Genomic DNA, 22,268 nt, shown 5'->3' with positions numbered 1-22,268 from the left:
CTTTGACTCAGCGCTGCTCGATTGGCACGAACTGGCGCTGTTCGACGCCGACATACTCGGCGCTCGGGCGGATGATGCGGTTGTTGGCGCGCTGTTCGAACACATGCGCAGCCCAGCCGGTCAGGCGCGAGCAAACGAAAATCGGGGTGAACAGCTTGGTCGGAATGCCCATGAAGTGGTACGCCGAGGCATGGTAGAAGTCAGCGTTGGGGAACAGGCGCTTCTGCTCCCACATGGTCTTGTCGATGGCTTCGGAAACTGGGTACAGGACCGTGTCACCGACCTGGTCGGCAAGCTGCTTCGACCAGCCCTTGATCACCTCGTTACGCGGGTCGGACTCTTTGTAGATCGCGTGGCCGAAGCCCATGATCTTGTCCTTGCGCTCAAGCATGCGCAGCAGTTCGGCGGTGGCTTCCTGCGGGCTCTGGAAGCGCTCGATCAGCTCCATCGCCGCTTCGTTGGCACCACCGTGCAGCGGGCCACGCAGCGAGCCGATGGCGGCAGTGACGCAGGAATACAGGTCGGACAGGGTCGAGGCGCAGACCCGCGCGGTGAAGGTCGAGGCGTTGAACTCGTGCTCGGCGTAGAGGATCAGCGACACGTTCATCACCTTGACATGCAGCTCGCTCGGCTTCTTGCCGTGCAGCAGGTGCAGGAAGTGGCCGCCGAGGGTGTCTTCGTCGCTGGTGCAGTCGATGCGCACGCCGTGGTGAGTGAAGCGGTACCAGTAGCACATCACCGCCGGGAACAGCGCCAGCAGGCGGTCGGTTTTCTCACGCTGGGCGTCGAAGGTCAGCTCCGGCTCCAGGGTACCCAGCACCGAGCAACCGGTGCGCATCACATCCATCGGGTGGGCATCACGCGGGATGCGCTCGAGCACTTCCTTCAGCGCCTGCGGCAGGTCACGCAGGCCCTTGAGCTTGCGCTTGTAATCGGCCAGTTCCGCCTTGCTCGGCAGTTCGCCATACAGCAGCAGGTAAGCGACTTCTTCGAATTCGGCACCGGCGGCCAGGTCACGGACGTCGTAACCACGGTAGGTCAGCCCGGCACCGGCCTGGCCCACGGTCGACAGTGCAGTCTGGCCGGCCACCTGGCCACGCAGGCCAGCGCCACTGAGTACTTTTGCTTCGGCCATGGTGTTTCTCCTTTCTTGAACTTGTTATAGGAAGCGATCTGGCTAATTCGGGTGATTGCCTGGGCCGGCCTCTTCGCGGGTAAACCCGCTCCTACAAGCTACCTCTGGGAGCGGGTTCAGCCGCGAAGAAGCCAGCACACATTCAACCTTTCTTCTGGGCAAACAACGCGTCGAGGCTTTGCTCGAAGGCGTGGTAACCAATGGCATCGTAGAGCTCCATGCGGGTCTGCATGGTGTCGATCACGTTCTTCTGCGTGCCGTCGCGGCGCAGTGCGGTATAGACGTTCTCCGCGGCCTTGTTCATGGCGCGGAACGCCGACAGCGGGTACAGCACCAGCGACACATCGACCGAGGCCAGTTCTTCGGTGGTGTACAGCGGCGTGGCGCCGAACTCGGTGATATTGGCCAGGATAGGTGCCTGCACCCGGTCGGCGAAGGTCTTGTACATCGAAAGTTCGGTGATGGCTTCCGGGAAGATCATGTCGGCGCCAGCCTCGATGCACGCGGCAGCCCGGTCCAGGGCAGCGTTCAGGCCTTCCACCGCCAGGGCGTCGGTGCGCGCCATGATGACGAAGCTGTCATCGGTGCGGGCATCCACTGCGGCCTTGATACGGTCGACCATCTCCTGCTGGGTGACGATTTCCTTGTTCGGGCGATGGCCGCAGCGCTTGGCACCGACCTGGTCCTCGATATGGATGGCCGCAGCGCCGAACTTGCACATCGAGCGCACGGTGCGGGCGACGTTGAAGGCCGACGCGCCGAAACCGGTGTCGACATCCACCAGCAAGGGCACATCGCAGACGTCGGTGATGCGGCGCACATCGGTCAGCACGTCATCCAGGCCACTGATGCCCAGGTCAGGCAGGCCCAGGGAGCCCGCGGCAACACCGCCACCGGACAGGTAGATGGCCTTGAAACCGGCACGCTTGGCCAGCAGTGCATGGTTGGCGTTGATCGCGCCGACCACTTGCAGGGGGTGTTCGGCGGCAACGGCGTCGCGGAAACGCTGACCGGGGGTGCTCTTCACAGTCATTTCTCACCTCGTGGGCTGTTGTTGTTGGCGTCCAGGTAGTGACGCTCGATGTTGCGCTTGGACGCGCCGATGTGGCGGCGCATCAGGAGTTCGGCCAGCTCGCCGTCACGGTCGGCGATGGCATCGAGAATGCGGTGGTGTTCGGCAAAGGCCTGGCGCGGCCGGTTGGGTGTGGCGGAAAACTGGATACGGTACATGCGCACCAGCTGGTACAGCTCGCCGCAGAGCATCTTGACCAGGGTCTGGTTGCCGCTTCCCTGGATGATCCGGTAGTGGAAGTCGTAGTCGCCTTCCTGCTGGTAATAGCCCAGCCCGGCCTGGAACGCGGCATCGCGCTCGTGGGTATCGAGCACCCGGCGCAGCTCGTCGATGTCGGCCTGGCTCATGCGCTCGGCCGCAAGGCGGCAGGCCATGCCTTCCAGCGATTCGCGAATCTCGTACAGCTCGATCAACTCGGCATGGTTGAGCGACACCACCCGCGCCCCGACATGCGGCACGCGCACCAGCAGGCGCTGACCCTCCAGCCGATGAATGGCCTCGCGCAACGGGCCGCGGCTGATGCCATAGGTGCGCGCCAGCTCAGGTTCCGAGATCTTGCTGCCCGGGGCGATGTCGCCCTTGACGATTGCCGCCTGGATGCGCCGGAAGACATTCTCGGACAAGGTTTCCGTTTCGTCTGCCTCGGCCGGGCTCGGGGTGGTGAGGTCCAGCATATTGTCGACACCTTGCTAATCGCTTGAGCAGAAACTAGCGAATCAGAGGCTCGCAGTCAAAGACAAAATCAATATTGTCGACAATCGTCTAAGAACGAACTTACCCAGTGATGGCGTTGTCAGATCGCGGCACGCTGGCGTCAAGACGTCGGCGTGATAGAATGCCGCGCCTCCAACGGAGTATGGATAGTGTATTTGTCATCAATTCATGTTGTTGACAGATGAACGAGGAAGCTTGCGCAGTCGTTGCCAGTCACCTTTGCCCCCGAACCCTGCACAGCTCAGCACCGCGCCAGGATTATGAGACTTACACCCGTATTATTGCTGTTATGCCTCACCTTGCTGCCGGCCCTTGGCCAGGCGGCGGGCAAGACCGTGTACGGTCTGAACGAATACGCCCGGCTCGGCGACCTTGACCTGGAAGTGGCCGCCAAGCTCGACACCGGCGCCAAGACCGCGTCGCTCAGCGCCCGCGACATCAAGCGTTTCAAGCGCAACGGCGAAAGCTGGGTGCGCTTTTATCTGGCCATCGACGCCGCCCATTCGCACCCCATCGAACGCCCCCTGGCACGCGTGAGCAAGATCAAGCGCCGCGCCGGCGACTATGATGCGGAATCCGGCAAGGCCTACACCGCCCGCCCGGTCATCGAACTCGAAATCTGCATGGGCCAGGCCCGGCGCACCATCGAAGTCAACCTCACCGACCGCAGCGCCTTCCAGTTCCCGCTGCTGATCGGCTCCGAGGCGCTCAAGCACTTCGACGCGCTGGTCGACCCAAGCCTTAAATACGCGGCCGGCAAACCTGCCTGTGCCACCGACGCTCCCAAAGCAGAGTAATCCCGATGCGCTCTCTTACCCTCCATCTGAAAGTCCTGATCACCGTGCTGGTGTTGCTCGGCGTGGCGGTCACGGCCTATCAGATCTTCGTGCTCGGCATCCCGGTGACCGAAGACGAAACCGACGACCTGTGGAACATCGACGCCAAGGTCGAGTTCGTCGCCAGCTCCAAAGACCCGGTCAAGATCCAGATGTTCGTGCCACCGTTGAACCGTGACTACGTCAGCCTCAACGAGAGCTTCATCTCCAACAACTATGGGGTGAGCGTCAACCGTGCCGATGGCAACCGCAAGGTGACCTGGTCGGCGCGCCGCGTCAGCGGTAACCAGACCCTGTACTACCGCCTGGTGCTGACCAAGCGCTACAGCAACGAAAAGTCTGCCATCAAGGGCCCTACCTTCCGTGACAGCCTGGCCATCGACGGCCCGGAGAAAATCGCCGCCGAAGCCCTGATGGCACCGATCCGCCAGCACTCGGCCGACGTCGAGACCTTTGTCAGCGAGACCATCAAGCGGGTCAACAACCTCAACGACGACAACGTCAAGCTACTGCTGGCCGGCGACACCTCGCCGATGAAGAAGGCCCAGGTCATCGACCTGCTGCTGTCGATCGCCCACGTGCCGATGGAAAAGGTCCACACCATTCGCCTGGTCGCCGACACCCCGCAAACGCCTGAACTGTGGCTGCGCAGCTTCAACGGCAACGACTGGCTGTACTTCAACCCGGACACTGGCGAACAGGGCCTGCCGGCCGACCGCCTGCTGTGGTGGACTGGTGACGACAACCTGATCACCGTCGATGGCGGCAAGAAGGCCAACGTCACCTTCAGCATGAACAACAGCGAGATGAACGCCATCCGCCTGGCGAAGCTGACCGACGAGAACACCGACGCCGACTTCCTCGAATACTCGCTGTACGGCTTGCCGCTGCAGACCCAGCAGACCTTCATGATCATGGTGATGATCCCGATCGGCGTGCTGGTGATCCTGATCCTGCGCAACCTGATCGGCATCCAGACCCTGGGTACCTTCACCCCAGTACTGATCGCCCTGGCCTTCCGCGAGACCCAGCTGGGCTTTGGCATCGTGCTGTTCACGGTGATCACCGCACTGGGCCTGTCGCTACGCTCGTACCTGGAACACCTGAAGCTGCAGATGCTGCCGCGCCTGTCGGTGGTGCTGACCTTCGTCGTGGTATTGATTGCCGCCATCAGCCTGTTCAGCCACAAGCTGGGCCTGGAGCGCGGCCTGTCGGTGGCGCTGTTCCCGATGGTGATCCTGACCATGACCATCGAACGCCTGTCGATCACCTGGGAAGAGCGCGGCGGTGGCCATGCCATGAAAGTGGCGATCGGCACCCTGTTCGCCGCCTCCCTGGCACACCTGCTTATGATGGTGCCGGAGCTGGTGTACTTCGTCTTCACCTTCCCGGCCGTGCTGCTGATCCTGGTGGGCTTCATGCTGGCGATGGGCCGCTACCGCGGCTACCGCCTGACCGAGCTGGTGCGCTTCAAGGCATTCCTGAAGAAGGCTGACGCCTGATGTTTGGCCTGATCAAGACGTGGAAAGCCCTGGAGGCCCGGGGCATCATGGGGATCAACCGCCGTAACGCGGACTATGTGCTGAAGTACAACAAGCGCAGCCTGTACCCGATCGTCGACGACAAGATCATCACCAAGGAGCGCGCCCTGGCCGCCGGCATCCATGTGCCGGAGATGTACGGCATCATCGAGACCGAGAAGCAGATCGAAAAGCTTCACGAGATCATCGGCGGGCGCAACGACTTCGTCATCAAGCCGGCGCAAGGCGCCGGCGGTGACGGCATCCTGGTGATCGCCGACCGTTTCGAGGACCGCTACCGCACCGTGTCGGGCAAGATCATCAGCCATGAGGAAATCGAGCACCAGGTGTCGAGCATCCTCACCGGGCTGTACTCGCTCGGCGGCCACCGCGACCGCGCGCTGATCGAGTACCGGGTAACCCCGGACCAGATCTTCAAGAGCATCAGCTACGAAGGCGTGCCGGACATTCGCATCATCGTGCTGATGGGCTACCCGGTAATGGCCATGCTGCGCCTGCCGACCCGTCAGTCCGGCGGCAAGGCCAACCTGCACCAGGGCGCCATCGGCGTCGGTGTGGACCTGGCCACCGGCGTGACCCTGCGCGGCACCTGGCTGAACAACATCATCAGCAAGCACCCGGACACCACCAACGCGGTGGACGGCGTGCAGCTGCCGAACTGGGACGGTTTCATGAAACTGGCCGCCGGCTGCTACGAGCTGTGCGGGCTGGGCTACATCGGCGTGGACATGGTGCTGGACCAGGACAAGGGACCGCTGATTCTCGAACTCAACGCCCGGCCTGGCCTGAACATCCAGATCGCCAATGACACCGGGCTGACCCAGCGCACCCATGCCATCGAAGCGCATATCGAGGCACTGGCCAAGGAAGGGATCACCGAGGATGCCGAACAGCGAGTGAGGGTGACCCAGAACCTGTTCGGGCACGTGCATCCGCGCTAAGCCCCTTGGGGCTGCTGCACAGCCCTTTCCGACCGGTCCGGCGCCCCGGCAAGGCCGCTCCTACAGGTTTTCGCGTCTCCCTGTAGGAGCGGCCTTGCCGGGGCGCCGGACCGGTCGGAAAGGGCCGCAAAGCGGCCCCAGACAATGTTTAATGTCGCGCCGAGTGCTAGGCGCTTTTCCTACACAAGTCTACAATCGCCCTCCTCGCTTTTACATCGCCGTCCACACTGATGCCGACCTGTACGCTCCACCCCCTGCCCTACCAGCCCGCTCCCGCTGCCTATTTCGCCCGCCTGCGCCAGGCCCCCGGCGCAATCCTGCTCGACAGTGCCCGCCCCGGCGCAGAGCGTGGCCGCTTCGACCTGCTCAGCGCCTGGCCCGTGCAACACCTGCAGGCCCAGCCCGACGAGGACGGCCGCGCCTTCCTCCAACGCCTGCGCGCCAGCCTTGCACAACTGGGTGAAGCACAGCTGCCCACCGGCATCGAGCTACCCTTTACCGGCGGCCTGATTGGCTACTTGAGCTATGACTTCGGCCGACGCCTGGAACAGCTGCCCAACCTGTCGAGCGACGACCTGAGTTTGCCCGACGCGCAACTGGGCCTGTATGCCTGGGCGATGGTCAGCGATCACCAGCTTGGTACCAGTCAGCTGGTGTTCCACCCCAGCCTGGCCAATGATGAGCGCGAGCGCCTGATCAGCCTGTTTGAATCTGTCGACAATTCGAGCTGCGGCGACTTCCACTTGCTCGCCCCCATGCAAGGCGACTTGCAACCGGCGCAGTACAAGGCCGCCTTCGACCAGGTACAACGCTACATCCAGGCCGGCGACTGTTACCAGATCAACCTCACCCAGCGCTTCCGCGCGCCTTGCCAGGGCGACCCGTGGCACGCCTACCAAGCCCTGCGCCAAGCCTGCCCGACGCCGTTCTCCGGCTACCAGCAACTGGCTGACGGCAGCGCGCTGCTGAGCTTCTCGCCAGAGCGCTTCATCCGCGTCAGCCAGGGCCAGGTGGAAACCCGCCCGATCAAGGGCACCCGCCCGCGCTCGGCCGACCCGGCCGAAGACGCACGCAATGCCGAAGAGCTGCGCCACAGCCCCAAGGACCGCTCGGAAAACCTGATGATCGTCGACTTGCTACGCAACGACCTGGGGCGCACCTGCGAGATTGGTTCGGTGAAGGTGCCAGAGCTGTTCAGCCTGGAAAGCTACCCCAACGTCCACCATCTGGTCAGCAGCATCACTGGCCAGCTGGCCCGCGACAAGGACGCCCTGGACCTGATCGGCGACAGTTTCCCCGGCGGCTCGATCACCGGTGCACCGAAGATCCGTGCCATGCAGATCATCGACGAGCTGGAACCTGCCCGCCGCGCGCTGTACTGCGGCTCTTTGCTGTATGTGGACGTGCGCGGCGAAATGGACAGCTCCATCGCCATTCGCAGCCTGCTGGTCAAGGATGGCCAGGTCAGTTGCTGGGGCGGTGGCGCGGTGGTGGCCGACTCGAACTGGCAGGCTGAATACGAAGAGTCGATTGCCAAGGTGCGGGTGCTGATGGAGACCTTGCAAGGCTTGTGATCGGCGTCGCCTGCTTTGTGGGCGACACCGATATCAGCCCGTCTACTCCGCCATTTTTTGTTACCATCACCCCATTACGAGCGCACAGCGCCACAGCCAAGATGGAAACCGCCTGATGAGCCAACCCTTCGACGTCGCCGCCCTGGCCGCGACCTATGCCAACAAGTCCCCGCAAGACATCCTCAAGCTGGCCTTCGAGCACTTTGGCGATGACCTGTGGATCTCCTTCAGCGGCGCCGAGGATGTGGTGCTGGTCGACATGGCCTGGAAGCTGAACAAGCAGGTCAAGGTGTTCAGCCTTGATACTGGCCGCCTGCACCCGGAGACCTACCGTTTCATCGACCAGGTGCGCGAGCATTACAACCTGCCGATCGAAATCCTCAGCCCGGACCGCGCCAAGCTCGACCCGTTCGTCAAGGAAAAAGGCCTGTTCAGCTTCTACAAGGACGGCCACGGTGAGTGCTGCGGTATCCGCAAGATCGAACCACTGCGGCGCAAGCTCGCCACCGTCAGCGCCTGGGCTACCGGCCAACGTCGCGACCAGAGCCCGGGCACCCGCAGCCAGGTGGCAGCGCTGGAAATCGACGGCGCCTTCTCTACGCCCGAGCGCACCCTTTACAAGTTCAACCCGCTGGCGCAGATGACCAGCGAGGAAGTCTGGGGTTACATCCGCATGCTCGAGCTGCCGTACAACAGCCTGCATGAACGCGGCTTCATCAGCATCGGCTGCGAACCTTGCACGCGCCCGGTACTGCCGAACCAGCACGAACGTGAAGGCCGCTGGTGGTGGGAAGAGTCGACCCAAAAGGAGTGCGGGCTGCACGCCGGCAACCTGATCAGCAAGGTCTGATCCGCAGGTAAAGAAAAACCGGCCCAAGGGCCGGTTTTTCTTTACCTGTACATCAGGGTTGCTGCACTCAATGCACCGGCAGCTCGACGCCTTCAAACAGCTCTTCAAGCTCTTGCTTGTTGTGGCACTGGATGGCCTTGGCCATCACTTCACGGGTCAGGTGCGGTGCGAACTTCTCGATGAAATCGCACATGAAACCTCGCAGGAAGGTGCCACGGCGGAAGCCGATCTTGGTGATGCTGGCTTCGAACAATTCACTGGCATCCAGGGCCACCAGGTCGCTGTCGAGCTTGGAGTCGACCGCCATCTTGGCCACGATGCCCACGCCCAGCCCCAGGCGTACATAAGTCTTGATCACGTCGGCGTCAGCGGCGGTGAACACCACTTTCGGCGTCAGGCCACGGTGGTTGAAGGCCTCGTCCAGCTTAGAGCGGCCAGTGAAGCCGAACACGTAGGTAACGATCGGGTATTCAGCAACCGCTTCCAGGGTCAGCTTCGGCAGCTTGGTCAGCGGGTGGCCTTGCGGCACCACCACGCAACGGTTCCACTTGTAGCACGGCATCATGATCAGGTCGCCGAACAGCTCCAGCGCCTCGGTGGCGATGGCGAAATCGACTGTGCCGTCGGCGGCCATTTCCGCGATCTGCATGGGCGAACCCTGATGCATGTGCAGGGCCACTTCCGGGTACTGCTTGATGAAGCTGCTGATCACCGGTGGCAGCGCATAGCGAGCCTGGGTGTGGGTGGTGGCGATAGACAGCGTGCCCTTCTTCTCGTTGGAGAACTCCTGGGCGATCTGCTTGATGCTCTCGACCTTGCGCAGGATCTCGCCAGCGGTATTGATGATCCGCTCGCCAGCCGGGGTAACGCGGGTCAGGTGCTTGCCGCTTCGGGCAAAGACTTCAACACCCAGTTCGTCTTCGAGCAGGCGGATCTGCTTGCTGATCCCCGGCTGGGAGGTGTACAGACTCTGCGCCGTCGCGGAGACGTTGAGGTCATGGTGCGCTACTTCCCAGATGTAGCGCAGTTGTTGAAGCTTCATAGGTTTCCCTCGAATCGGCGGTAAGTCAGCGGCAGCAGGCAGCGACGAGATATAACTATATTAGTGGTTCTCGAAATAAAACTAGAACTATTTTGTTACACGCGCCTCCGAGATAGCCTACTGCCAGCTTCACGTTTTCCTACGCCCGAGGTGCTGCGAGAGCGGCACCATGTACACCGGCACCGGCGACAGCTGCAGCAGGCGCACCGCCGTTCGCCCGATCGGCACATCCACCCCGGCGCCGGCAGTGTGGCTGCCGAAAATCAGCAGGTCGACGCTCAGCCGCTGCGCCTGCTCGAGGATGACCTGGGCGGGATCACCCTGACGCACCCGCACCGCCTTGATCAGTGCCAGGTCTGCGTCCTCGCCCAATTCGTCACGAAAGTTTTCCAACACCCGCTGTTCGATGTTGGCCATCACCGTATTGACGCCTTCGCTGTGCAATTCATCCAGCGTCTGCTCATCGAGGTAACTCTGCAGCAGGGACTCGGCGAACTGCCCCATGGGCTCGACCGCGTGAATCACATAGAGCTCTGCGCTGAAGGCGCGAGCCAGGGTCAGGGCGTGCTGCATGACAAAAGGTGCATAGACACCGAGGTCGGTGGCGTACAGCATGGAGCGGATCATTCGACCTCCTCGACTGCCGTTGCGGCAGAGCAAGCTTCAGCTTAGCAGCGCACCAGACACGCGCTTTGCCGTCCGGCGCACTGCTGCCGCGGCCTGCAGAGGAGTTAGCCGGCTCGGTTGGCGCGATCGATGAAGGCCAGCGCCTGGTGCAACATCTGCATCCGCGGCAGGCTGCAACCGGCCGCCTGCGCACGCGCAAGTGGCTCGGCATAGATCGCCTGCAGCTCCAGCGGGCGTTGCTGGGCATGGTCGTGGTACATGCTCGGCCAGTAATCGGGCATCTGCTCGGTCATGCGGAACAGGTGCTCGGCGTAGCCCGCCGGCAGTTCATGCCCGCACGCGGCGGCGCCCTGCACCACTTCAGCCATCAGTGCCTGGATCAGTTCACGGCTGTCGGCGTCGGCCATCAGCGGCGTGGTACTGGCCCCCAGCAACACCGAAAGGCCGTTGTAGGGCACGTTCCACACCAGCTTCTGCCAGCGGGCCTCACCCAGATTGGCCATGGCCTGAGAGTCGATGCCAGCAGCGCGGAACAGTTCGGCGCCGGCTTCGACGATCTGCGCACCGCCCGCTTCGGCTGGCCCGCTGTGATAGCCGAGGTTGACCGCCCCCAGCGCCTGATGGCGAATCACCCCGGGGGCCTGGCGATTGACGCAGATGAAACACAGGCCGCCAAGCAGGTGCAGATTGGCCGGCAAGACGGCCCTTAACTGCTCCTCCACGCCGAGGCCATTCTGCAACAGCACCACCTTGGCATCGGCAGCGGCGGCCTGGACAATCAGCGGTGCGAGCTCGGCATTGCTGGTGGACTTGGCACCCACCAGCAGCCAGTCACAGGGCGGCATGTCGGCAGCGCTGGCGTAGGCATTGACCGGTATCTGCAACTCGCCATGCACGGCATGCTCAAGCTTCAGGCCCTGCTCGCGCACCACGTCATATTCGCTGCGCAACAGGAAATGCACATCGAAACCGGCGCGCGCCAGCATCAGTCCATAGAAGCCACCGATAGCACCGCTACCGATGATGCCAATACGTGGGTTGCGAGCAGCCATGTAAATCTCCTGGTCAGGTTGAACCGCTTTTTTACACCTTCACGGCCAGCCAGGCATACACAAGTGTGCCAACACGCGCCAAATCCCATTGTCGCGCCCCCTGTAACGCGCTAAGGTTCGGCTCCCCGCTGCGAACATTATTGCTGCTGGGCCGCACGGGGATTGCTGGCGGCCGGCACCCGTGACCTGACGAGTAACACGATGGCTGATTTACCGATCGACGACCTTAACGTTGCCTCCAACGAGACCTTGATCACCCCCGATCAGCTCAAGAAGGAAATCCCCCTCAGCGCCAAGGCCCTGCAGACCGTTACTGCCGGCCGCGAAGTGGTGCGCAATATCCTCGACGGCAAGGACCATCGCCTGTTCGTGGTGGTCGGCCCCTGCTCCATCCATGACATCAAGGCCGCCCACGAATACGCCGAGCGCCTCAAGGTGCTGGCCGAAGAAGTGTCCGATACGCTGTACCTGGTCATGCGTGTGTACTTTGAAAAGCCACGCACCACCGTTGGCTGGAAAGGCCTGATCAACGACCCGTACCTGGATGACTCGTTCAAGATTCAGGATGGCCTGCACATCGGCCGCCAACTGCTGCTGGACCTGGCCGAAATGGGCCTGCCGACCGCCACCGAAGCGCTCGACCCGATCTCCCCGCAGTACCTGCAGGACCTGATCAGCTGGTCGGCCATCGGCGCCCGCACCACCGAATCGCAGACTCACCGCGAAATGGCCTCGGGCCTGTCTTCGGCAGTCGGCTTCAAGAACGGCACCGATGGCGGCCTGACCGTGGCCATCAACGCCCTGCAGTCGGTGTCCAAGCCGCACCGCTTCCTCGGCATCAACCAGGAAGGCGGCGTATCGATCGTCACCACCAAAGGCAACCCGTATGGCCACGTGGTACTGCGCGGCGGCAACGGCAAGCCAAACTACGATTCGGTCAGTGTCGCTCTATGCGAACAGGACCTGGCCAAGGCCAAGATCAAGGCCAACATCATGGTCGACTGCAGCCACGCCAACTCCAACAAGGACCCGGCCCTGCAGCCGCTGGTGATGGAGAACGTCGCCAACCAGATCCTCGAAGGCAACCAGTCGATCATCGGCCTGATGGTCGAAAGCCACCTGAACTGGGGTTGCCAGTCGATCCCGAAAAACCTCGAAGAACTGCAGTACGGCGTGTCGATTACCGATGCCTGCATCGACTGGTCGGCCACCGAAAACACCCTGCGCAGCATGCACGCCAAGCTCAAGGATGTGCTGCCACAGCGCAAGCGCGGCTGATACAAAAAAGCGGGGCCGTTTCGCGCCCCTTCGCAGGCAATGCTGCGAAGGGGCGCGAAACGGCCCCGCTTTTTACAAGTTCAAGCCTTGCTCGAGTGGCGCTGCTGACGCTCCATGTAGCGCTCCACGTACGAGCAGGAAGGGATCACCGTATAACCCATCTGGTCGGCGTACTCGAGGGCCTTCTCGGTCAGCGCTGCTGCGATCCCGCGGCCACGCAGGGCGTTGGGCACGAAAGTGCGATAGATATCCAGCGTCTGCTTGCCCAGGTCCATGTACGTCAGGTAGGCACGATGACCGTCCACGTTGGTTTCGAACTGATGACCGGCCTGGTCATGGTGGATGGTCAGCGTTTCACTCATCACTACTCCTCGCAGGCCTTTCTGGCAGCCCTTTACCTTAACCGATGTGGTTTATCCGGCGGAGGAACCTCTACGCCACCTCTTGCCCCTTGGACCATAAGCCGACGGCAATCGTTCGACCGGGCCGGGCACTCCCAAATAGTAGGCGCCGAGGGCAGGATTGCTCAAGGTGGCTAGCGTTAAAAAGTAGCAGGAACCCGCACCGGAACCTGCCCCTGGCATGCCCCGCAACAGCAACCGGATGTTGTTGTGCTTAAGACGCTGAAGGACAGTTAAAGTCACCGTTAGTTCAACAAAAAAGTTCCTGTACTACAATCGCTTGCGCCCGCTACACGGTTTTTTCACAATCCCCCCGCAAATCTTGTCGGCATCACCCCTGGCAACATTTTTTTTGCAGTTCTTGCGCTCTGTCAGTTTACTTACTACAAGTAATGGGTACTATGTACGCCGGCCAGTTTCTCTTTTCCGAGAGATGGCTATTTAATAGAAAGTCCTTGAAGGGGAACACGATGAACAACGTTCTGAAATTCTCTGCTCTGGCTCTGGCCGCAGTTCTGGCTACCGGTTGCAGCAGCGTATCCAAAGAAACCGAAGCTCGTCTGACTGCGACTGAAGACGCAGCAGCTCGCGCTCAAGCCCGTGCAGACGAAGCCTACCGTAAGGCTGACGACGCTCTGGCAGCCGCTCAGAAGGCTCAGCAGACCGCTGACGAAGCCAACGAGCGCGCTCTGCGTATGCTGGACAAAGCCAGCCGCAAGTAATAATCCTCACGGATTGTTATGAAGCCGACCCACTTGTGGGTCGGCTTTTTTATTGCCTGGACGAAAGCCCTCCCCCGAAAACGAAGAGGCCCGCAGCAGGCTGTTACCTGAGCGGGCCCCGGGGTGTTGCAAACGCGTTACTGCAGTTCGGGCGGAATGCTCGAAACCATTGGCGCGGCACCCTGGTTATTGACGGGCACGGCAATCTCCACTGGCATACCGTCTTCCGCAGCTACCACATCACGCACCATGTCCCAGTTCATGCGCAGGTTGTTGGCCAGGTCTTCACGCTTGAGCAAGGCATTGATGACCGCCGTATGCTTGTCGACCACAGAAGGGTTGCCGTGATCATCAAGCGGCGTGTGCGCTTCCAGATAAACCTTGCCACCACTGATGCCGAACTTGTAAGGCTCGTTGATGATGCGCACTGGCGTCCCAACCGGAACCATCTTCGACAGTTCCAGCACGTTGTTGTTGAGCATGCGGAAACAGCCATGGCTGGTGCGCATGCCGATACCGAACTTCTTGTTCGAACCGTGGATCAGGTAGCCCGGTACACCCAGGGTGAACTTGAACGGCCCAAGCGGGTTGTCCGGGCCGGCAGGTACGACGGTCGGCAGGATGTCACCGTCTGCGGCGTGCTCGGCACGAATGGATGCGGGAGGCGTCCAGGTCGGATTCGGAGTCTTCGCGGTGATCTTGGTCATCGCGACAGGCGAACCCCAGCCCTCACGGCCGATACCCAGTGGGAAGGTGTGCACCACGTTCTGCCCTTTCGGGTAGTAGTACATGCGGTACTCGGCCAGGTTGATGACGATGCCTTCACGCGGCCCCGGCGGCAGGATGTAGCGGGTCGGCAGGATGATCTCGGTGCCGGCACCTGGCAGCCACGGGTCGACGCCCGGGTTGGCGGCGATCATTTCCAGGTAGCCGAGGTCGTTGGCGGTGCCGATGTCGGCGAAGGTGTCTTCGTACTTGGCCTTGATCGTCTGGACTTGGCCAACGACGTCTTCACCGGGTGGTGGCAATGGCAGTTCCAGCGCAACAGCGGGACCCGCTACCAGCAGGGCGGCCAGGGACAGGCAACGGGTGACGGCGGGAAAGCGCGGCAACATCCGGTAAATCCTTCGAAAGGTGGTCAAGAAGCACGATTGTACACCCGCCTCGCTGCAAGCGGGAGGCATTGGCGCCTTACAAGCGTTTCAGATGATGAAAGGTGCGCGCAGTTGCGCGCCGCAAGTTTACCTCAAAGCTCGGGCCAGACCGGCCGCATGCCGCGGCGCTGAGCGTCTAGAATCGCCCGACAAAGGTTGCACAGGCGCCCGTCACGGTAGATGGTGCGGGGCACACCGGACCAACGCGGTTGCGCAGGCAGCAGGCCGCCGCACAAGGTACGGTCGACCGGCACGCCGAGTTCGAGCTGACGGGCCACAAGGTGGACGCGGATTTCCTGGCAAGCGAACAGGTCGAGCTGCTCATCGGGCTCGATCAGTTGATATGCAAACAAGGACCAGGCAGGGCGCGGCATCGGGGGCTCTCGAAACGGGGGGCGCAACATTAGCCGAAAGCCGCCCCCGTTTAAAGCGTCACAGCAAGGGTTTTATCACCGGCCAGGCATTTTCCAGCAAACGCTGCTGGGCCCCTTGCGCCGGATGGATGCCATCGGCCTGCATCATCTCCGGCACACCGCCAACCCCCTCGAGGAAAAACGGCACCAGCGCCACCTGCTTTTCCATTGCCAGCTGTTGGTAGACGTTGGCGAAGGCAGTGTTGTAACGCACGCCATAGTTCGGCGGCAGGCGCATGCCCAGCAACACGACCTTGGCGCCTGCCTGGCGGGCACTCTCGATCATCGAGGCAAGATTTTGTTGCAATTGCTGTGGCGGCTGCCCGCGCAGGCCGTCGTTGCCCCCAAGCTCCAGCACCACCAGGTTCGGCTTGTGCGCTGCAAGCAGCGCCGGTAGCCGTGCCTGGCCACCTGCACTGGTGTCACCACTGATCGATGCATTGACCACCTGATCGTCGAAACCTTCGTCCTTGAGCCGGGTCTGCAACAGAGAGACCCAACCCTGGCGGATATCCAGGCCAGCACCGGCGCTGATACTATCGCCGACAACCAGCAGTGTTCCCGCTGCCGCGCTCTGGGCCAGGCAATACAGGGCCAGACCGGCACTCAACCACCACACTCGCATTGGATTCTCCATGGGCCCCAGCATTCTCGTTGCTCAGAACCTTAGCAAAGTGGTCCCTAGTGCGGAAGGTGACCTGACCATCCTGCATGCCCTCTCCCTCGACCTGGCCCAGGGCGACAGCCTGGCCATCGTCGGCGCCTCGGGCTCGGGCAAGTCGACCCTCCTCGGCCTGCTCGCCGGCCTCGACCGCCCCAGTGCCGGCCAGGTCATCCTCGCCGGGCACGACCTCGGCCCACTGGACGAGGACCAGCGCGCCAGGGTGCGTGCCGAGCATGTCGGCTTCGTCTTCCAGTCGTTCCAGCTGCTCGACAGCCTCAACGCCCTGGAGAACGTGATGCTGCCGTTGGAACTGGACGGGCGCCGCGACGCCCGCGAGCACGCCCGTACCCTGCTTGAGCGGGTCGGCCTGGGCAAGCGCCTGACCCACACTCCGCGGCAGCTTTCCGGTGGTGAGCAGCAACGAGTCGCCATCGCCCGCGCCTTCGCCGCACAACCGGCAGTGCTGTTCGCCGACGAACCCACCGGCAACCTCGACAGCCACACCGGCGAGCGCATCAGCGACCTGCTGTTCGAATTGAACAAGGAACGCGGCACCACCCTGGTGCTGGTCACCCATGATGAGCGCCTGGCCCGCCGCTGCCGGCGCCAGATCCGCCTGGAAGCCGGCCGCCTGGTGGCACCGGTGGAGGCCTGATGAAGCATATGCCGCTGTCCCGCCTGTGCGGCCTGGCCTTGCGCCAGCTGCTGCGCGACCTGCGCGCCAGCGAAGTGCGCGTACTGTTCTTTGCCCTGCTGGTGGCGGTTGCCGCAAGTACCGCGATCGGCTATTTCGGCGCCCGCCTGAATGGCGCGATGCAGCTGCGTGCCAGTGAATTCCTCGGCGCCGACCTGGTACTGCAAGGCAGCGCACCGGCCCGTGACGAGCAGCTCAGCAGTGGTCTGGCCCTGGGGCTGCGGCACGCCCAGGTCGTGGAGTTCACCAGCGTGGTGGGTGGCGATGCCGGCATCCAGCTATCGAGCATCAAGGCGGTGGACGGTGCCTACCCGCTGCGCGGCCAGGTGCGCAGCGCCGCCGCACCTTATACCGAAGAAACCCCAGGCGGCGGCCCGGCACCTGGCGAGGCCTGGGTCGAACCGCGCCTGCTCGCAGCCCTGGGGCTGAAGGTCGGCGACAGCATCGACGTCGGCATGAAAACCTTGCGCATGAGCCGCGTGCTGACCTACGAGCCGGACCGTGCCAACAACTTCTACAGCCTGACTCCCCGCGTGATGATGAACCTGGCTGACCTGCAGGCCACCGGGGTCATCCAGCCCGGCAGCCGGGTTTCCTACCGTGACCTGTGGCGCGGCGATGCCGAAGCCCTCGGGCAATATCGCAAGGCCGTGGAAAAACACCTCGCCGCCAGCCAGCGCCTGCTCGACACCCGCGATGGCAACCGGCAGATCGGCGGCGCTTTGGGCAAAGCCGAGCGCTACCTGAACATGGCCAGCCTGGTCGCAGTGCTGCTGGCAGGCGTGGCCGTGGCGCTGTCGGCCAGCCGCTACGCTGCGCGCCGCCTGGACGCGAGCGCCCTGCTGCGCTGCCTGGGGCTGTCGCGGCACCAGGCGCTGGGCTTGTACTGCCTGCAACTGGCGCTGCTCGGCCTGGTCGCCGCCCTGGCCGGCGCCCTGCTCGGCTGGCTGGCGCAACTGGGGCTGTTCCGCCTGCTGCACGGCCTGCTACCCAGCGTGGTGCCGGCCGGGGGCATTTTTCCCGCAGTGGCCGGCGTCGCCACCGGCCTGGTGGCCCTGGCCGGTTTTGCCTTGCCGCCGCTCGCGGCTCTGGGCCAGGTGCCACCGCTGCGCGTACTGCGCCGCGATCTGCTACCCGTGCCCCCGAGCAGTTGGTTGGTCTATGGCGCCGCCCTGCTCGCGCTGGGCCTGATCATGTGGCGCCTGAGCCTTGACCTGTTACTGACTTTCGCCCTGCTGGGCGGCGGTTTGATCGCTGCACTGCTGTTGGGCGGGCTGCTGTTGCTCGGCCTGCAAAGCCTGCGCAAGGCACTCGCCGGCGCACCGCTGACCTGGCGCCTGGGGCTTGGCCAGCTGCTGCGCCACCCGATGGCAGCGGCCGGGCAAGCCCTGGCCTTCGGCCTGATCCTGCTGGCCATGGCCCTGGTTGCACTGCTACGGGCAGAGCTGCTCGACACCTGGCAGGCACAGCTGCCAAAGGACGCGCCTAACCACTTTGCCCTGAATATCCTGCCCGCTGACCGCGAACCGTTCGCCCAGCGCCTGCACGAGGTGAATGCCAGCTCGGCACCGCTCTACCCGGTAACGCCCGGCCGGCTGATTCAGATCAACGATCAACCGGTGCAACAAATCGTCAGCAAGGATTCCGCCGGCGAGCGAGCGGTGCAACGCGACCTCAGCCTGACCTGGGCCGCCGACCTGCCTGAGGGCAACTCGCTGAGCGCGGGCAACTGGTGGCAAGCGTTGCCTGCCAGCAATGAAATCCCCGGCGTGTCGGTCGAGGCCGAGTTGGCCGCCAGCCTCAAGCTGAAGCTGGGCGACCTGCTGACCTTCGACATCGGCGGCGAGCAGCGCCAGGCACGGGTCAGCAGCCTGCGCAGCGTGCACTGGGACAGCTTCCAGCCAAACTTCTACATGATCTTCCAGCCGGGCACCCTGCAAGGGCTGCCAGTCACCTACCTGACCAGCTTCTACCTGGCTCCAGGCCATGACCTGGACGTGGTTGCACTGTCGCGGGCTTTCCCGGCTGTGACCATCTTGCAGGTCGATGCCCTGCTCGAACAGCTACGCAGCATCCTCGCCCAGGTCACCCTGGCGGTCGAGTATGTATTGCTGTTCGTGCTGGCAGCGGGGCTTGCGGTGTTGTTCGCCGGGTTGCAGGCGACACTGGACGAGCGGATTCGCCAAGGCGCCTTGCTGCGCGCATTGGGGGCTGCGCGGCCTTTGCTGGTCAGGGCCCGGCGCATCGAATTCGGCTTGCTGGGGGCGGCCAGTGGCGCCCTGGCGGCGCTGGGCTGCGAGCTGATCACACTGGTGCTGTATCGCTTTGCATTCGACCTGCAGTGGAGCCCGCACCCGTGGTTGCTGGTGTTGCCGCTGGTAGGGGCGCTGCTGGTGGGCGGGGCTGGTGTAGTGGGAACGCGACGCGCGCTGAATGCCAGCCCTTTGGCGGTTCTGCGGGAGAGTTGATACCGACCGCTATACTGGCCTCATTGCCGGCAATGAGGCCAGTACGGGCAATATCCAGTCATTGCCCGTAGTGGATGCTGTTCACATACCAGGTCGCTTGACCGGTTGGTGTATTCACCACCACCTCATCACCCTCCTGCTTCTTGAGCAGGGCCCGGGCCATCGGCGAGTCGATCGAGATGTAGTCGTTACGGCCATAGATCTCGTCATACCCGACAATGCGAAATTTCATGGTCTCGCCGTCATCGTTCTCGATCTCGACCCAGGCGCCGAAGAACACCTTGCCTTCCTGCTCCGGCGAATAGGCGACCACCTTCACATCTTCAAGGCGCTTGCGCAGATAGCGGACCCGGCGGTCGATCTCGCGCAGCAGCTTCTTGTTGTATTGGTAGTCGGCATTCTCGCTGCGGTCGCCAAGCGAAGCGGCCCAGGTCACCTTCTGGGTAATTTCCGGGCGATACACCCGCCACAGATGGTCCAGTTCCTTCTTAAGGGCCTCGTGACCTTCCGTGGTGATGATGTTGGTGCTCAACAGCGCGCTCCTCAGCGTCGAGTGATCAGGCCCTGGCGCGCGATACGGGTAAGCTGGCCAATGACTTCGGCCGCGTCTTCGCCGACTGGCGCCTGGATCACTGCCAGGTCGAAGCGGTCAGTGCCGAACTGTTCCAGGCGGCAGGTATCTTCGGCGAACTGGATGAGAAAGGCGCGGGCCTGCCCCTTGCGGCGCGACAAGCCTTCAAGATGACGCAAAAGAGTGGGCTGATGCTGGCCACCGAGCAGAATGCGCGGTGTGCGGGAAGCCTGGCTTGCAGGCAGTGGGCTCAAACAGACACTGGTACGTGGGCAACTCATGGAGTTTCTCTCCGCCTCGCGAATCCCGCTGGGCAGCGGTGGGAGGCGTCACCGAACCAGCGCTTTAGCGGTATTTCGGACGACCCACAAAGGGGCCCGTCCCGCGCCCCGCAAGTAGCTGTTTAAATCGGCGCAGGCGGTATGCTAGAGCGACAAGCCGCAAGCTGCAAGCCCCAAGCTGAAATGCGTTTCGGCTTGGGGCTTGCAGCTTGCGGCTTGCGACCTGTCAGCGGGCGATCAGGCGGTCGAGGGACCAGCGGCCCGCGCCTTCGATCAGTACCGCCACGGTGCCGGCCAGCAGCGCCAGGGCGAACTCATAACCGTTGTTGGACATGAACAGGCCGTTGTTGATGTGTACCGAGAAGATCGCCACGACCAGGGTCACCGTCAGTGCCAGTGCTGCCGGGCGAGCCAGCAGGCCGACCACCAGGGCCAGGCCGCCAAAGAACTCGGCGCTACCGGACAACAGCGCCATCAGGTAGCCCGGCGCCAGGCCGATACTCTCCATCCATTGGCCGGTGCCTTCCAGACCGTAGCCGCCGAACAGGCCGAAGAGTTTCTGCGCACCATGCGCCATGAAGATCACACCGACCAGGATGCGAATCACGCTCAGGCCCAGGCCGGCGTGGGTGTGGAACAGTTTGTTGATTGCGTTGTTCATGTCGAAGCGTCCTTGAAACCGGAATGTTGTGTTGGGATGAGCGCCATCATAATCCAATCAATAGATATGAAAACCGCAAAAAACCCAACATAACAATCGACAAATTTGATTTGTCAGCGAGTAACCACACGCTCCAGTGCTGTGCGCTCGCGGTTGAACGCAAGGAAGTACTTGTTGACGCTGTTAACGAAGTTGACCGGCCCCATGCCGACCTGCTCCATGGCGATGCGCTCGGTCTGGAAGAACCACTGGTTACCATTGAGGCCGCGTTTGCGGGCCTCGGCGCGCATGGCCTGAACCCGCTCCGGGCCAAGGTTGTAGGCTGCCAGCACAAACGCCATGCGCTCGCGCTCGTTGATTTGCGGGCTGGCAAAGAACTTGCGACGGATTAGCGCCAGGTAGCGCGCACTGGCCTGGACATTGCCATCGACCGAGCCGGTATCGCTGACCCCCACCCGCTGCGCAGCCGATGGGGTGATCTGCATCAGCCCGTGTGCCCCGCCGCTACCACGCGCCGCAGGGTTCAGGGTCGATTCCTTGAAGGCCAGGGCCGCCAGGTTGAGCCAGTCGATCTGCTGCGCCTCGCCATGTTTCTGCAACACCGGGCGCAGTGCATTCAGGCGTTGTCGGTCCTTGCGCGCCAAGGGGTTGTGCACGCGGTACTGGCGCCGGTAGATGCGCTCGAAGGCTGCATCCTGGTTTTCCGGTGCTCTATACCCCTGGAGAAAGCGGTCCACCGTGGCCAGCAACAGGGTCGCATCACGCCGCACATACCAGCGCATGGCCTGTGCCTGCCCCAGTTGCACCCGGTTGTCCAGGCGCAGGTTCGGCATGACCCTGGCCCAGCGCTGGGCGATCGGGCGCTCTACCATGGTCAATGGATAGATGCCGGCCTGAACCATCTCCAGCACATCTTCCACCGCCAGGGTCGAATCGACCCATTCGACCTTGATCGGAGGCCGCTTGCGCAACGCCAGTTGCTGGTTGAGCTGCTGGATCACCGCCCCTGCCGCGCTCGCGCTGGTCAATGCCACCGTACGCCCCGACAGTTGCTCGGCGCGGGTATAGCTGCGCTCGCCCTTGCGCCCGACCAGCAGCAACGGCACTTGGTCGAGTACCGGCGAACTGCTGTTGACCCCGCCCGTCACCGCCGGGTCGAGCAACTCGCCTGGCGCGGCGAGGTCACCCTCACCGCGCTGCAAGGCGCCCAGCAATTGCTCCTTGGCCCGCGGAATGATCTTCAAGCGGATTTGCTGACCGTCACCGGCACGGGCATTAAGGTAATGCTCGAGCCCGCGCAGCCGGTAATACTCGATCCCCACCGGCTCGCCCTTGATCTCGCCCGAACTGTTGCGGCTCTGGTTGACCAGTACGCGCAGCACCTTGCTGCTGCGGATCTGCTGCAGGTCACGGTCCTTGCTCGCTGGCACGTTCTGCTGTGGCCCCGGCAGGCGTGCGTAGACCGGGCCGACCGTGGTCAGCCCAAGCATCAGCAACAGGGTCAGCAGGTATCGCAGCATGCGAAATCGTGTCCGTGGTCGGTGGGCGGCAGCCATGGTGGAGCGTGCGATCTTGAG

Annotated in this window: 23 protein-coding genes; 9 read left to right on the top strand and 14 right to left on the bottom strand. The window is 62.9% G+C overall.

Annotated features, from left to right (window positions below):
* Window positions 1-7: 7 nt before the first annotated feature.
* The 3 genes from prpC to BUQ73_RS07225 all read right to left on the bottom strand — a co-directional run bounded on the left by prpC (window position 8) and on the right by BUQ73_RS07225 (window position 2,881).
* Window positions 8-1,135 (bottom strand): 2-methylcitrate synthase, encoded by a 1,128-nt coding sequence (prpC, locus tag BUQ73_RS07235; protein WP_060483892.1) that lies wholly within the window; start codon window positions 1,133-1,135, stop codon window positions 8-10.
* Between the two features lie 142 nt (window positions 1,136-1,277).
* Window positions 1,278-2,168, bottom strand: a complete 891-nt coding sequence (gene prpB / locus BUQ73_RS07230) for a methylisocitrate lyase (RefSeq protein ID WP_027919649.1) — start codon at window positions 2,166-2,168, stop codon at window positions 1,278-1,280.
* Window positions 2,165-2,881, bottom strand: coding sequence for a GntR family transcriptional regulator (locus BUQ73_RS07225; RefSeq protein ID WP_060483893.1), 717 nt, complete (start codon window positions 2,879-2,881; stop codon window positions 2,165-2,167). Before BUQ73_RS07225 ends, prpB begins: the two co-directional genes overlap by 4 nt.
* A gap of 300 nt (window positions 2,882-3,181) precedes the next feature.
* Between BUQ73_RS07225 and BUQ73_RS07220 the strand changes: the two genes are divergently transcribed.
* The 5 genes from BUQ73_RS07220 (at window position 3,182) to BUQ73_RS07200 (ending at window position 8,663) form a co-directional block, all read left to right on the top strand.
* Entirely contained in the window at window positions 3,182-3,718 is a 537-nt protein-coding gene (locus tag BUQ73_RS07220) for an ATP-dependent zinc protease (protein ID WP_027919647.1), read from the top strand.
* A 5-nt stretch (window positions 3,719-3,723) separates the two neighbouring features.
* Window positions 3,724-5,259, top strand: coding sequence for an inactive transglutaminase family protein (locus BUQ73_RS07215; protein ID WP_027919646.1), 1,536 nt, complete (start codon window positions 3,724-3,726; stop codon window positions 5,257-5,259).
* Entirely contained in the window at window positions 5,259-6,239 is a 981-nt protein-coding gene (locus BUQ73_RS07210; RefSeq protein WP_079227226.1) for an alpha-L-glutamate ligase-like protein, read from the top strand. Before BUQ73_RS07215 ends, BUQ73_RS07210 begins: the two co-directional genes overlap by 1 nt.
* A gap of 230 nt (window positions 6,240-6,469) precedes the next feature.
* The gene (gene pabB, locus BUQ73_RS07205; protein ID WP_079227225.1) at window positions 6,470-7,813 is read left to right on the top strand and encodes an aminodeoxychorismate synthase component I; all 1,344 of its coding nucleotides are present in this window, start codon (window positions 6,470-6,472) and stop codon (window positions 7,811-7,813) included.
* A 115-nt stretch (window positions 7,814-7,928) separates the two neighbouring features.
* Entirely contained in the window at window positions 7,929-8,663 is a 735-nt protein-coding gene (locus BUQ73_RS07200) for a phosphoadenylyl-sulfate reductase (RefSeq protein ID WP_079227224.1), read from the top strand.
* 67 nt (window positions 8,664-8,730) lie between these two features.
* Here the strand turns inward: BUQ73_RS07200 and cysB are convergent, their stop codons facing one another.
* From cysB to BUQ73_RS07185, 3 genes are all read right to left on the bottom strand, one after another.
* Window positions 8,731-9,705: an HTH-type transcriptional regulator CysB gene (gene cysB, locus BUQ73_RS07195; protein ID WP_027919642.1), complete on the bottom strand. Its 975-nt coding sequence runs from the start codon at window positions 9,703-9,705 to the stop codon at window positions 8,731-8,733.
* Between the two features lie 129 nt (window positions 9,706-9,834).
* Window positions 9,835-10,332: a universal stress protein gene (locus BUQ73_RS07190; RefSeq protein ID WP_079227223.1), complete on the bottom strand. Its 498-nt coding sequence runs from the start codon at window positions 10,330-10,332 to the stop codon at window positions 9,835-9,837.
* Window positions 10,333-10,436: 104 nt separating this feature from the next.
* Window positions 10,437-11,384 (bottom strand): putative 2-dehydropantoate 2-reductase, encoded by a 948-nt coding sequence (locus tag BUQ73_RS07185; protein WP_079227222.1) that lies wholly within the window; start codon window positions 11,382-11,384, stop codon window positions 10,437-10,439.
* Window positions 11,385-11,585: 201 nt separating this feature from the next.
* On the opposite strand from BUQ73_RS07185, the gene BUQ73_RS07180 reads away from it, so the two are divergent.
* Entirely contained in the window at window positions 11,586-12,662 is a 1,077-nt protein-coding gene (locus BUQ73_RS07180) for a 3-deoxy-7-phosphoheptulonate synthase (protein ID WP_027919639.1), read from the top strand.
* An 80-nt stretch (window positions 12,663-12,742) separates the two neighbouring features.
* On the opposite strand, the gene BUQ73_RS07175 is transcribed toward BUQ73_RS07180, so the two are convergent.
* A complete protein-coding gene (locus BUQ73_RS07175; RefSeq protein ID WP_027919638.1) occupies window positions 12,743-13,024 on the bottom strand; it encodes a GNAT family N-acetyltransferase in 282 nt (93 codons plus the stop codon).
* 509 nt (window positions 13,025-13,533) lie between these two features.
* Between BUQ73_RS07175 and oprI the strand changes: the two genes are divergently transcribed.
* Window positions 13,534-13,785, top strand: coding sequence for an outer membrane lipoprotei OprI (oprI, locus tag BUQ73_RS07170; protein ID WP_003259780.1), 252 nt, complete (start codon window positions 13,534-13,536; stop codon window positions 13,783-13,785).
* Window positions 13,786-13,922: 137 nt separating this feature from the next.
* Here the strand turns inward: oprI and BUQ73_RS07165 are convergent, their stop codons facing one another.
* The 3 genes from BUQ73_RS07165 to BUQ73_RS07155 form a co-directional block, all read right to left on the bottom strand.
* A complete protein-coding gene (locus tag BUQ73_RS07165; RefSeq protein ID WP_079227221.1) occupies window positions 13,923-14,900 on the bottom strand; it encodes a L,D-transpeptidase family protein in 978 nt (325 codons plus the stop codon).
* A gap of 131 nt (window positions 14,901-15,031) precedes the next feature.
* Window positions 15,032-15,313, bottom strand: a complete 282-nt coding sequence (locus tag BUQ73_RS07160; protein WP_079227220.1) for a hypothetical protein — start codon at window positions 15,311-15,313, stop codon at window positions 15,032-15,034.
* 58 nt (window positions 15,314-15,371) lie between these two features.
* Window positions 15,372-15,977, bottom strand: a complete 606-nt coding sequence (locus BUQ73_RS07155; RefSeq protein ID WP_079227219.1) for an arylesterase — start codon at window positions 15,975-15,977, stop codon at window positions 15,372-15,374.
* A 10-nt stretch (window positions 15,978-15,987) separates the two neighbouring features.
* Between BUQ73_RS07155 and BUQ73_RS07150 the strand changes: the two genes are divergently transcribed.
* On the top strand, window positions 15,988-16,671 hold the full coding sequence (locus tag BUQ73_RS07150) for an ABC transporter ATP-binding protein (RefSeq protein WP_079227218.1): 684 nt from the start codon (window positions 15,988-15,990) through the stop codon (window positions 16,669-16,671).
* Complete coding sequence (locus tag BUQ73_RS07145) at window positions 16,671-19,178, top strand: ABC transporter permease (protein WP_079227217.1); 2,508 nt, start codon at window positions 16,671-16,673, stop codon at window positions 19,176-19,178. Before BUQ73_RS07150 ends, BUQ73_RS07145 begins: the two co-directional genes overlap by 1 nt.
* 58 nt (window positions 19,179-19,236) lie before the next feature.
* Here BUQ73_RS07145 and greB read toward each other — a convergent pair whose 3' ends face one another.
* The 4 genes from greB to BUQ73_RS07125 form a co-directional block, all read right to left on the bottom strand.
* Complete coding sequence (greB, locus tag BUQ73_RS07140; RefSeq protein WP_079227216.1) at window positions 19,237-19,710, bottom strand: transcription elongation factor GreB; 474 nt, start codon at window positions 19,708-19,710, stop codon at window positions 19,237-19,239.
* An 11-nt stretch (window positions 19,711-19,721) separates the two neighbouring features.
* A complete protein-coding gene (locus BUQ73_RS07135; protein WP_079227215.1) occupies window positions 19,722-20,030 on the bottom strand; it encodes a hypothetical protein in 309 nt (102 codons plus the stop codon).
* 226 nt (window positions 20,031-20,256) lie between these two features.
* On the bottom strand, window positions 20,257-20,691 hold the full coding sequence (locus tag BUQ73_RS07130) for a DoxX family protein (protein WP_060483900.1): 435 nt from the start codon (window positions 20,689-20,691) through the stop codon (window positions 20,257-20,259).
* 113 nt (window positions 20,692-20,804) lie between these two features.
* On the bottom strand, window positions 20,805-22,211 hold the full coding sequence (locus BUQ73_RS07125) for a transglycosylase SLT domain-containing protein (RefSeq protein WP_079227214.1): 1,407 nt from the start codon (window positions 22,209-22,211) through the stop codon (window positions 20,805-20,807).
* Between the last annotated feature and the right edge of the window lie 57 nt (window positions 22,212-22,268).

The sequence above is a fragment of the Pseudomonas putida genome, assembly GCF_002025705.1.
GTDB lineage: Bacteria > Pseudomonadota > Gammaproteobacteria > Pseudomonadales > Pseudomonadaceae > Aquipseudomonas > Aquipseudomonas putida_J.
This window is presented reverse-complemented; position numbering and strand designations above follow the sequence as displayed.